General features: G+C 37.2%; 10 protein-coding genes. 7 read left to right on the top strand and 3 right to left on the bottom strand.

From position 1 onward, the window contains the following. Positions 1-769: 769 nt before the first annotated feature. On the top strand, positions 770-5908 hold the full coding sequence (locus NY607_RS10975; RefSeq protein WP_259419676.1) for an ATP-binding protein: 5139 nt from the start codon (positions 770-772) through the stop codon (positions 5906-5908). Positions 5909-5929: 21 nt separating this feature from the next. On the opposite strand, the gene NY607_RS10970 is transcribed toward NY607_RS10975, so the two are convergent. Together NY607_RS10970 and NY607_RS10965 are read right to left on the bottom strand one after the other, a co-directional pair. Continuing rightward, the gene (locus tag NY607_RS10970; protein ID WP_048392324.1) at positions 5930-6631 is read right to left on the bottom strand and encodes a response regulator transcription factor; all 702 of its coding nucleotides are present in this window, start codon (positions 6629-6631) and stop codon (positions 5930-5932) included. Between the two features lie 172 nt (positions 6632-6803). Beyond that, complete coding sequence (locus NY607_RS10965; RefSeq protein WP_259419675.1) at positions 6804-7268, bottom strand: hypothetical protein; 465 nt, start codon at positions 7266-7268, stop codon at positions 6804-6806. A gap of 139 nt (positions 7269-7407) precedes the next feature. Between NY607_RS10965 and NY607_RS10960 the strand changes: the two genes are divergently transcribed. The 6 genes from NY607_RS10960 (at position 7408) to NY607_RS10935 (ending at position 11863) form a co-directional block, all read left to right on the top strand. Then, entirely contained in the window at positions 7408-7590 is a 183-nt protein-coding gene (locus tag NY607_RS10960) for a DUF4177 domain-containing protein (protein ID WP_004231251.1), read from the top strand. A 191-nt stretch (positions 7591-7781) separates the two neighbouring features. Next, positions 7782-8486 carry a dethiobiotin synthase gene (gene bioD / locus NY607_RS10955; RefSeq protein WP_237898207.1) on the top strand — a complete coding sequence of 235 codons (705 nt, stop codon included), beginning with the start codon at positions 7782-7784 and terminating at the stop codon, positions 8484-8486. Next, positions 8467-9843: an adenosylmethionine--8-amino-7-oxononanoate transaminase gene (gene bioA, locus NY607_RS10950; RefSeq protein ID WP_115673368.1), complete on the top strand. Its 1377-nt coding sequence runs from the start codon at positions 8467-8469 to the stop codon at positions 9841-9843. Before bioD ends, bioA begins: the two co-directional genes overlap by 20 nt. Then, complete coding sequence (locus tag NY607_RS10945; protein ID WP_048392329.1) at positions 9836-10429, top strand: biotin transporter BioY; 594 nt, start codon at positions 9836-9838, stop codon at positions 10427-10429. The genes bioA and NY607_RS10945 overlap by 8 nt, the downstream gene beginning before the upstream one ends. After that, the gene (gene bioB, locus NY607_RS10940; protein ID WP_048392330.1) at positions 10426-11421 is read left to right on the top strand and encodes a biotin synthase BioB; all 996 of its coding nucleotides are present in this window, start codon (positions 10426-10428) and stop codon (positions 11419-11421) included. Before NY607_RS10945 ends, bioB begins: the two co-directional genes overlap by 4 nt. Positions 11422-11740: 319 nt before the next feature. Next, the gene (locus NY607_RS10935; RefSeq protein WP_004231260.1) at positions 11741-11863 is read left to right on the top strand and encodes a hypothetical protein; all 123 of its coding nucleotides are present in this window, start codon (positions 11741-11743) and stop codon (positions 11861-11863) included. 41 nt (positions 11864-11904) lie between these two features. Here the strand turns inward: NY607_RS10935 and NY607_RS10930 are convergent, their stop codons facing one another. Beyond that, positions 11905-12492, bottom strand: coding sequence for a LysE family transporter (locus NY607_RS10930; RefSeq protein WP_131521550.1), 588 nt, complete (start codon positions 12490-12492; stop codon positions 11905-11907). Position 12493: the final 1 nt, after the last annotated feature.

Below are 12493 nucleotides of genomic sequence, written 5' to 3'. Positions count from 1 at the left end.
TAGCGAAAGATTGATAGGATGAAAATTGTATGCCTAAGATAAAGGGGAAGTGTAATAAAAGCACGAATTAGTACATGATTAAAAAACCGCAATGTTCAACATGGCTATATGGAAGTACCAATAACGAATAGATCAATCAAATACAGTCTATGACAGAGTAACAGCCATCCTTTGGTATGTAGTGAACGGATTGAAATGACAAAATTCCAGCCTGCACTAGCAGAATTAAGCACGAAAAGACGATATGAGCAGATTGCATATTATGTAGAAACACCAGATCACTTGTTCCAAAATTTTCTTTAATAAAAGGCGAAGCGCATTTATTGGAGAAATATTATAATAAGCTTATTGAGCAACATACCATTTCCGACAGCATCCCAAAAATTTTTATTCCCGTACATCCAATCGATGTTCTTAAAGAACAAGTAATGTTAGAAAATGTAAGAGTAACAAAAGATACGAAAACAAAAACCTCGGCATCTTTCTAGTCGATCAAAATCTACGAGCAAGTATTCCTTTACTGGTGTTTTTATGTAAAGGATATCTGTCCTATTATTATCGACACTACAACAAGTAAAGAGGAGTTATTGAGAAGCGCTACTATCTGTTCATTCGAAGAGTCTATCATATTACACCAAAGAAGTTAGAGGGCCTCGTTTTTAGCTTTGCTGGACAATCAGTTAAACAAATAAATCTAAAGGTAGCATTGCAAAAATATAAAGCGGTTACAAAGATGATAAATACTAGCATAGAAGAGGAGGGATTGTGTATGAACGATTGCATTCTTTTACAGTCTAGTCAAGATTGGCATCTACAGAGAATGTATATGAAGAAGTTTAACAAACTGGTACTGGTAAAAAGTGTTCATCATAATTCAGCAGAGACAAGAGCCAAACTACAATATGAATTTTTCTTGTTTTCGAATGAGCAAAATCCTTGGTTATTAAAGCCAATAGCTATTGATTATATAGATGATCAATATGCGATCATCTATGAAAATTTTAATGGAGTCCCCTTAAAGCAATTCAGTAATAACTTGATTTCTTTGCATCAATTTCTCCAGATTGCCATTGACCTTGTCAATATTTGTATGAAAATGCAACAAAGTGGTTTACTTTATCTACACCTACATCCTAATCAAATCTTAATCAATCCTAATTCTTTAAAAATAAAACTATTAAGCTCTGAATTTAGTACAAAATATGATGTAGAATCTCCAGTTGTGATTGAAAATCCCTATGAACGACTAGATCAGCTACCCTATTATGCACCTGAGCAAACTGGCAGACTACATTTAGAGGTAGACTATCGGACAGATTTATATGCACTGGGGACCATTTTTTACGAAATACTGGGCGGTCAATTGCCTTTTCAAGCAAAGGATGCCGTCGATTTGATTTATGAAATCATCACAAAAAAACCAGAACCATTGGTAAGTTTAGACAGTCGTTATCATTCATTGCTTTGGGAAATGATTGAAAAGCTATTAGCTAAAAACCCAGCTGATCGTTATCAAAGTGCCATTGGTTTGAGAGAGGATTTGCTACAAATCCAACAGAAACTTTTAGTAAACGAACCGCTTGACAATTTCCTGCTTGGTGAACAGGATTTGCATCTGAATACGGGACTGTCTACTAAGCTTTATGGGAGAGAATCGCAATTCGCAGAGCTTTCCTCTGTTTTTCGTCAGGTTGCAAAAGGTGACAAAAAGATGGTTACGATATCAGGACAAGCAGGGTATGGAAAGTCCAAGTTAGTTCAAGAATTAAAGGGTGAAATAGCGGCCGCAAAAGGCTATTTTATTACAACTAAGTATGAGCAATTGCAATTAGAAAATGACTATTCCATTGTTATCCATCCTTTAAGGAGTTTATTGAAATTTATTTATATGGAAGGTGAAAGGTCTGTCCATTTATGGAAAAAATTATTTCAAGAGGTTAAATTAGTTGTGACAGATGAACTTATCCATCTATTACCTGAACTTAAATGGTTTGTGAAGGAGGAAGTACACTTCCAAAAAGAAGTTAGCCAAAATACAAAACAGCTCCATTCCTATACGTTTATATCGATTCAAAAAATTTTATTAACATTTGCTATGCAGAAGAAACCAGTTATATGGTTTGTAGATGATTTGCATTGGGCCAATCAAAGTACAGTTGAAATTATGACCCAAATTTTTGAGCAACACCGAGCAGGATACTTTATGATGATTGGTACATTCCGAGTGAATAAGGACAGCGCAGAGGAGGAAAATCAGCAAAGAACTTCTAGTTTTTCGAGCGGTCATCATATCCATTTACCCTTGCTTCAGGAACAACATGTTCAACAATGGTTGGAGGCATCTTTCCAGGCAAAGCCTCATACCATACAGATAATTGCCAAGCAATTATTTAATTTGACCAAAGGGAATCCGTTATTTGTGAAAGAGGCGTTTCGATCACTCCAGCAAGATAACACAATTTATTTTAATGCAACAACAAAAGAATGGGAGTTTAATCGTAAGAAATTTAATTTATCCCGATTGAACAACGAGCTACTTGTCTTTATTGAAACTAGAATGGCTAATTTAACAACAGAAGCCCATGAGATTTTACGCATAGTTGCATGTTTTGGTCAGCGCTTTGAATTTACAGATGTCTTAAAGCTCGTGTCCTTATCAGCTCAAGCGTTATTAAAACACCTGGAAACACTTGTTGAGAATGGCTTTATTATTCCGTTAGATGCCCATTATAAATGGGCAAGTACGTTAGAGCATGAAGGAATTTTACATACATTTTCTACCAAATTCCAATTTGTTCACGATCGTATTCAACAAGTAGCTTATCAGGACTTATCAGGGCAATTGCGTGCTAAATACCATTATCAAATTGGCCAGCTTTTAACAGATGACTCTCAAATGGCTGCAGATCATGATCGATTAAGCGAAATCGTCATGCATTTCAATTACAGTCGCCACTTATTGACTGGGGAAGAAAAGCAAAAGCTGGCTATCTGGAATTATCAACTCGGTATTGAGGCTAAAAGAATAGGGCTCTTTGATAATGCGCTAAAATTTTTTACAACTAGTAAAGAACTATTAACGCCTGATCATTGGGAGACTAGGAGAGAACAGTCGGTTAAATTATATGCAAATTTAGGTGAATGTGAATATTTAACTGGCCACTACGAACAATCGGAAATGCATTTAACAGAAGCTTTGCAGCACGCAGAGACAAAATTAGAAAAACTGATGATTAACAATTTGAAAACGGTATTATACATTGAGTCCGATAACCCTACTATTGGTCTAGAAGCAGGCTTGGCAGGTTTTCAAGTTGCGAATCTTAAAATTTCAGCATATCCTAAAAAGTCACAGCTTCTAAAAGAGTATCTATTGTTGAAATGGGCATTGCGACATATGTCTGACCAAGACTTGTTGCAGCATCCGCCAACGAATAGTAAAGAAATTGATATTTTGATTCATTTAATTATTAATATGACGGCAAGTGCTTTCCTATTAAATCCTAACTTAACAGGCATTCTTTTAATGAAAGGGCTGCGTTTACAGTTGAAGTATGGCGCTACATCGAAAAGCGGCATGGTATTGATTAACTATGCTATGCTTTTAAATGCAGGTTTTACTAATATAAAAGAAGCTACTCGCTTTGGCAAACTTGCCATCATTGTAGCGGATAAGCAAGAAAGCATATATATCAAGGGCCATACTTATTATGTGTATGGCGTGTTTATCAGTCATTGGACAGAGCCCTATGAAACCAGTATTCAATATATTAATGAGGCTCAAGCAAAAAGCCAAGAGCTTGGCTTATATCATTTAGTATCCTCAGCATCATGTTTTATTGTCACGATACGACTTATTCAGGGTGTTGTTACCCTAGAGGATTTGCAACAAGAAATTAGACGACAACAAGATGAATTTTCTATTCATGCAAGTACCCTTTCGATTGACTTTTTAGCCGAAATGGGGAGATGGATGAATATCCTCCGCTCTCCTCATCATCCTGTACATTGGGCCTGTCCTATCACAATACAGGATCAGCCTGCTATTAAAATCATGCATTATTCAGTGCGTTTACAAATGTCCTTTTTATTAGCGGATGAAATACAAGGGAAAGCGATTCTGGTTGAATTAAAGAAGCTAAGTAAGGACACTTATACATTACCAATCACCACGGTCTATTATTTTTATCGGGCCATGTGGCAATTTCACTTTCTGCATAGTCAAAATTGTCAGGTACAGGAGCAGAGGTTATTTTTAACGGATATACGTCAAAGCCTCAAGAAATTTAAGAAATGGGCTGTTTATTCTTCAGAAAATTATGAGCATCTCTATGCTTTATTAATGGCAGAGAATTACCGTTTACACAACAATGACAGTGAGGCAGAACTCTATTATGACCGAGCAATACGATTAGCAAGTATGAATGGTTTTGTCCAGGATACAGCCTTAGCATATGAACGAGCTGCTAACTATTATCTCGCAAAACAGCAAAAGAAAACGGCAAGGCATTATATATTGAATGGTATTCAAAGTATTGAAACGTGGGGAGCAGAAACAGTTGCTAGCAGATGGGCAAGAGAATATCAAGTGCATCGCAAACTGGAGAATCACAGTAGAGAATCACTCACGTTTGATATGATGACGGTTTTTGAAACGACTCAATCATTTGCAACAGCTATTCGTATGGAAGAATTACTGCATAAAATATTGTTTTCACTGTTAAAGCATGTGGGGGCAGATAGTGGCTATTTCATTCATAAACAGCAGCAGGAATTATTGGTGTTAGCAAAGGCGGAAGCTGCGGAAAAAACATTTACGATGTATGATCAACAAAGTATGGAGAATTTTAATGCGAATATGCAATCGATTATACGCTATGTTCTTAATAGTAAAGAGCATGTGATTATCGACAATACACAAATAACACAGCATCCTCTTTTCTCCTATTCGACGGCTAAATCTATTCTTTGCCTGCCGATTATCCATCAAAATGAAATTATTTCGATATTGTATTTTGAGAATACTTTAATGACGAATGCCTTCCATCCATCTCATGTTCAGCTATTGAAAGTGATTGCGGCTCAAATTGCCGTTTCTTTTGAAAATGCGAAAATATATGGAGATTTAGAAAAACGTGTTCAGTTGCGTACTAGGGAGCTAGATGAGACGAATCGGCATTTGATAAAAATGAATGAACGTTTAGAAAAAAATGAACTGGAACGTAAAAAACTCTTGCATAGTATTTCCCATGAATTACGCTCCCCGTTAACCTCTACATTAGGGTATATAGAACTTATGCTAGAGGGCGTGATTGATGACGCAGTAGCCAGAAAGAAATATTTAATACGAAGTAAAGAAAGGCTATTATCATTAAATAACTTAATTCAAGATTTGTTTGATTTAGCAAATCTAGAAGCTGGTAGAGCAGAATTTTCTTTTACAGAGGTAAAGGCAAAGGAATTATTTTTACAAATGGCAACCCGTTATGAGGATGAAGTTAAACAATCAGGATTAACATTCAGTGCTCACTTTTACGGTCATGAAGAAGCTCAGCTACTGATTGATAAAACGCGAATCAATCAAGTGATTGAAAATATCATGACAAATGCAATGAAATATACATCAAATGGTGGTATTCAATTGTCCTTCCATGTAGAGGACAAGCACTTGATTTGTTCGATAGCAGATAGTGGCATTGGTATTGCTGAGAGTGATCTTCCCTTTATTTTTGATAGCTATTATCGAGCAACTAACACTCATGAAGCACATTCGCATGGCATTGGCTTAGCTATCTGTAAACAAATTGTTCGCCAGCATAATGGTGAGATTTTTGTTGAAAGTCTTGAAAATGAAGGAAGCATATTTAGCTTTACATTACCACTAGTTAAGGTATTGGCAAAAAATTAAAAAGGGGTGGTGAGTGTTTTCTTACTTCTCACCACTCTCTTTTTTATAAACGAATTGGTAGCCAAAACCTCTCACTGTTTGAATCCATTTCGGCTTTGAGGGGATATCTTCAATTTTACGACGAAGCGTACTAATATGGACAGATACGGTTTTCAAATCAGTGACACCGTCATAGCCCCACACATGATCAATGAGTTGATCGACACTAATCACTTGATTCGCATGCTCAATTAGAAAAAAGAGGAGTAGCTTCTCCTTCGTAAATAAATTTAAAAGCTGTCCATCCTTATAAACATTTTTCTCATCTAAATGTATGGACAGATTATCTATATGTACAATATTACTTTTCTTTGTTGGGTTTCTTCTTTTTAAATTTGCTTGGATACGGGCCAATAATTCTTTTGGAATAAATGGCTTTGTCATATAATCATCTGCCCCCACCTCAAAGCCCTCAAGTTTCTGTTCAATTAGATGATTGACGGTCACAAAAATGATAATGACATCCGATACATCACGGATTCTTTTGGCTAACTCGAAGCCTGTACCATCTGGTAAATTAACATCTAACAAGATTAAATCTGGTTGTTGCGTGACAGCGAGATGCCAGCCACTGGATAGAGATGATGCCTTTAATACATTATAGTTAGCATTAGCTAGCGTGAGCGATAAAACCTCCATAATATCTATATCATCTTCCACTATTAAAATTTTCTCGTTCGACATATCTATTAATCACCTTCCTATTTCAAATATACCAACTTTTGTCTAGGTTGGGAATTAGAAGACTTAGGACTCGAATGATTTTAGAATCCCTCATAACCTTTAGGTTAAAATAATCACTAAAAATAAATAAAGACTTCTATTTCCCCCATGAGAAAATGAAGTCTCTAAAAAATTAATCTAGGTGTGCGATAGCATGGAGTAGATCATCACGGACGGCCTCCCAAAATTGCTGTTGAACACTATCACTGTACGTATACAGCTCTTTATGTTGAACATGGTCATAGATGGCAGCAATCGTTTCTTGATGAAAAGAGAGACGATGGTTTAATAGCTCTCGTTCTTCTTCCATACAAAATAGTTTATAAATATCGGATGAGCGTTCAAACTTTGCTAATTTCTGTGTCATCACTTCATATTGTGTTTGATGAAAACGCCCTACGGCAGAAGTCATTGAGATTTTTGCCCGATGCTCTGCTTGTAATGTCCGATACTCCTCTTGACGGATGGCCACCCGATACCAAAATTCATAGCGATTTGGTAATTCTTTTAGTTCATAGGTAAGTAATGATTTTAAAATTGAATGCACTTGTTCATATGTATCGATGATCTTCGCTGGTTCTTTAAAAATGCCAAACATACTACCACCCCCATGTAGTTTAATACTACGAGTGAAGATTAAAATCCTTTAAAATAATCATAATATTCAAAAGCGAGAACCTACTAATTATTGAAACCTTGACTCCGTAGTTACGTAAAGATTTACAGGGGGTGAGTCAATGTATGAGTATAAATTTGTACAAGCACATTTAGGTAGCTTTTTTCAGGAATCTACCTATCGGAAAACAATCGAAGAATACGCGAAGCAAGGTTGGCGTTTAGTGCAAGTATTGCCGATTGCTTATAATGGACATGGGAAACCAACAGACTATGAAATCATTTTTGAGAGATTATTATCATGACTATCAATGAACGCTAGATTCTTACCATAAATGGTGGGAGTTTAGCGTTTTCTTATTTTAATACAAAATTTGCTGTTTTTATTAACAAAAATAGTGTATTCAGAAAAATATAGAAATAGCATTTACAAAACAAAAATATATGTGTTAACTTAAATAGTGTTAATGGTTAACTTAAAAAAGGGAGGTTAACAATGCAACATTTTTGGGTTGTCGGTACAGATACGGATGTTGGGAAAACAATTGTCACCACCATGTTGATGTGTCATTTACAAAAACAAGGCTTGAAAGTTTCACCATACAAGCCTGTGCAAACAGGAGAGGTATACGAAAACGGTCGTGGCTATTATCATGATACAGCCATGTATGAGAAGTATTCCTTACAAAAGCTTCAACAAGAGCATCTCAATAGCTATTCATTTAGAGAAGCTGCATCGCCACATTTTGCTGCGCAACTGGAGGGGCAGCAAATTGATGTCAATGAGCTATTATTGCGGATTCAATTATTACAAGCATCCTATGATGTTGTGATATGTGAAGGAGCGGGTGGGCTTTTTGTTCCTTTTACTGCTCCCCATGGGATGACGCTGCTTGATGTCATCGTCAGTAGCAAGCTGCCAGTAGTGCTTGTTACAAGGACATCCCTAGGGACGATCAATCACACATTATTAACAATAGAGGCATTGCGCTCTCGTGAAGTTGACGTTCTTGGCATAGTGTTTAATGGGAACACAGGTAGCCGTATGGAGCAAGATAATATACAAACGATTTTACAGTACCATCCCTTGCCCTATGCGATTATTCCAAAGCTACAAAATGTGTCACAGCTAATGGATTATGCCATGACACACACCACACTGTTTGAAAGGCTTTTTAACTATGAAACAAGCATTAACTGATTTACAGCTAAGAGATTTACGTCATGTATGGCATCCATGCTCACAAATGAAGGACTATGAGGCATTTCCACCCATCGTCATAAAAAAGGGGCAAGGCGTGTGGCTTTATGACGAACATGATCAGCGTTACTTGGATGCTGTATCTTCCTGGTGGGTTAATTTATTTGGACATGCCAATCCGCGTATTAGCCAAGCTTTAAGTGAGCAAGCATTTACATTAGAGCATACGATCTTTGCTAATTTTACACATGAACCAGCCATACAATTGGCTGAAAAATTAACTGCATTAGCACCACAGGGATTACATAAAGTCTTTTTTGCCGATAATGGCTCATCTGCTATTGAAGTTGCACTGAAAATGAGCTTTCAATACCATATGCAGACGGGGAAACCAGCCAAAAAGCGCTTTCTCGCCTTGACGGATGCCTATCATGGAGAAACTATTGGTGCTTTATCCATAGGAGGGGTAGGGCTTTACAATGAAGTTTACCAGCCTCTGTTATTAGATACTGTTCGTGCCAAAGGACCAGATTGCTTCCGCTGTCCATTTCAGGAAGATCCAGCAAGCTGTAATGCACCATGTAGTCAATTTGTTGAGGAACAACTTCAAGCGCATCATGAGGAAATCACGGCAGTTATTATTGAACCATTAATTCAGGCTGCAGCAGGTATGAAAATGTACCCACCTGTCTATTTACAGCGCTTACGGGCGTTGTGCTCACATTATGATGTGCACTTCATTGCAGATGAAATTGCTGTAGGTTTTGGTCGGACCGGTACATTATTTGCCTGTCAACAAGCGGACATCATGCCAGATTTTATGTGTTTATCAAAGGGGCTAACAGGTGGTTATTTACCTTTATCAGTTGTCTTAACGACGGAGCAAATCTATGACGCTTTTTATGATGATTACGGAACAATGAAGGCTTTTTTACATTCGCATAGCTATTCAGGCAATACATTGGCCTGTCGTGTGGCACTGGAAGTATTAACGATGTTTCAAGAGGAACAAGTGATGGAGATGATTCAGCACAAGGGACAATACATGCGAGCGTTAGCCATGGAAGCTTTTTGTGATATGCCTTATGTGGGTGAATACCGACAAGTTGGTTTAGTGGGAGCGATTGAACTAGTAAAGGACCGGCGGACAAAGGAAGCGTTCGCCAGTGAGGAGCGTATCGGCTATCAAATTTATCAACGGGCTTTAACGAAAGGCTTACTCATCAGACCGCTCGGCAATGTTCTGTATTTTATGCCACCTTATATTATTTCTGAAGAGGAAATGTCATTTATGATTCATACAACGAAAGAGACAATCGAACAATTTTTCCAGGACAGGGGGGCTAAGGGTGGGTAAGCGACAACAAACATTAGCGCTAGTCATGATTGCCATGTTTGCTGCTCTAACAGCAATCGGAGCTTTTGTTAAAATTCCATTGCCTGTCGTACCGTTTACATTACAGATTGTTTTTGTATTTTTAGCAGGCTGTTTATTGGGTAGTCGGAATGGTTTTTATAGTCAACTTGTCTATATCAGCGTGGGCTTAGTAGGCTTACCTGTTTTTACACAGGGTGGTGGTATCACATATGTCTTACAGCCAACTTTTGGTTATCTGATTGGCTTTGCCCTAGCCGCCTATGTGATTGGGTTCATTATTGAAAGGATTGAGACGCCGACGAAAAAGCATTTTATTGCAGCAACCATTATTGGGCTGGTTATTATTTATGCTGTGGCTGTTCCTTATTTGTATGTAGCATTGAATTTCTGGTTAGACATGAAGTCAAGCTGGTCACATGTGTTTGTTGTCGGCTTTTTAAGTAGTATTGTCGCTGATTTTTGCTTAGCTATTACATCAGCGCTATTAGCTGAGCGCTTGTATAAAGTATTTCAGTCAGCAAGAAATGTGAAATTTTCACACGTAGAGGGGGAGAATGTAATATGAATTATTACCAATTAGCACAAGAAGTTATTGCTGGAAAGATCATTAGCAATGAAGAGGCACTTGCCATATTAAATAGTGAGGATGATGAGCTATTACAGCTTATGGATGGTGCTTTTACGATTCGTCGTCATTATTATGGTAAAAAAGTTAAATTGAATATGATTATGAACGCCAAAAGCGGTTATTGCCCCGAGGATTGTGGCTATTGCTCCCAGTCCTCTAAATCAACGGCTCCTATTGAGAAATATCCATTTATTACAAAAGAGGAAATTTTAGCAGGTGCAAAACGAGCGTTTGACAATAAGATTGGGACGTATTGTATTGTAGCCAGTGGTCGTGGGCCAACACGTAAGGATGTCAATGTCGTGAGTGAGGCGGTTGCTGAAATAAAAGAAAAGTATGGCTTGAAGGTTTGTGCCTGTCTTGGCTTATTAAAAGAAGAACAGGCACAGCAACTAAAGGAAGCGGGGGTGGATCGCTACAATCATAATTTAAATACATCGGAACGTCATCATTCCTTCATCACGACCTCACATACATATGAGGATCGTGTCAATACGGTAGAGATTGTGAAAAAGCATGGAATTTCACCTTGCTCGGGTGCCATTATTGGGATGAAGGAAACAAAAGAGGATGTCGTCAATATTGCACGCGCCCTCCATCAATTGGACGCTGATTCTATTCCTGTAAACTTTTTAAATGCAATTGATGGCACAAAGCTAGAAGGGACAAAGGATTTAAATCCCCGTTATTGTTTAAAGGTTTTAGCTTTATTCCGCTACATCAATCCGACAAAGGAAATCCGTATTTCGGGTGGTCGTGAAATCAATTTAGGCTCACTTCAGCCACTTGGTCTCTATGCAGCTAATAGTATTTTTGTTGGGGATTATTTAACAACAGCAGGACAGGAAGCGAATAGCGATTATCGCATGCTGGAGGATTTGGGCTTCGAAATTGAATTAACACATAAACAAGAAGAAGTATTTTGTTAAACTTATGACATGCAAATCTACTACTACAGCAAAAACCGTACTTTTGTACGGTTTTTTGGCTATAGATGAAAAGAGACGGATAGACCTGACATCACTGGCTGTTGATATACCTATAAAATTAAGGTTTTCACAAATTGTTCAATGAAAGCGTTTTGAAATTGAACAGTTTGTGAAGACCTTCACATAAAGCTTTCTTTTTGAAAAAATCAGCGTAAAATAAGAATCAAGTAAGGAATTGTTATAAAACAGTTGATAAGTCGTATCACAAATTTTGGTGGTTGTTATATTACAAAAATAATGAGTGAAGGGAGCTTTTCACATGTGGGTTATTACAGTTTTTGATAAAAAGGACGTTCGAATTTTTGAGTACGCGAGCAAAAATGAGGCAACAGAAGCTTTAGCAAAATTCAAGAAAAATGCCGTTTTAACGTATACAAAATAAGTTGCTGATAAAGTAGCCCTCTACCGACAGAGGGCTGTTTTTTAATGTAAAACAATGGAAACAGCACTGTACATTAATAAAAGTGCCATGATCATGTTAAATGGTTTTCGGTATTGCTGTAGTGCTTTTTGAAAAACGGAGCCACATAATGACCAACTAAATGTACTGATTACCCCTATTAGCGCTAAAAAGAACGAGAAGAGTAGATAGCTTATGTAGGATGAGTAGTAGGGTAGGATGTAAGTTGCGACAACAGTAAGACCAAATAAAATACCTTTTGGGTTAATAAATTGAACGAACGCTCCTAAAAAAAATAGGTTTCGTTTTTCTTCTTCGTTGTCGTGCTCCTCTAATTCTTTGCTTGTTAAAATTTTATAAGCCAGGTACAACATATAGCCTACACCAAATATGGTTAGGGGTAATTCAATGGCAGGTAAAATGTTTAACATGATCGTGTTAAAAAAGCTACTAAGACCAATAATGATGAAAAAACCAATCCCTACACCTAAACAGAATGGAATCGTTTTCGCTAAGCCATGTTGTTTAGCAAAAACCATCGCCATAAAATTATTAGGGCCAGGTGTAAAGCTTGTAATGATGATAAATAATAAAAAGGAAAATACAGGCAAA

This window comes from Lysinibacillus sp. A4 (assembly GCF_024919535.1).
Taxonomy (GTDB): Bacteria; Bacillota; Bacilli; order Bacillales_A; family Planococcaceae; genus Lysinibacillus; species Lysinibacillus capsici.
This window is presented reverse-complemented; position numbering and strand designations above follow the sequence as displayed.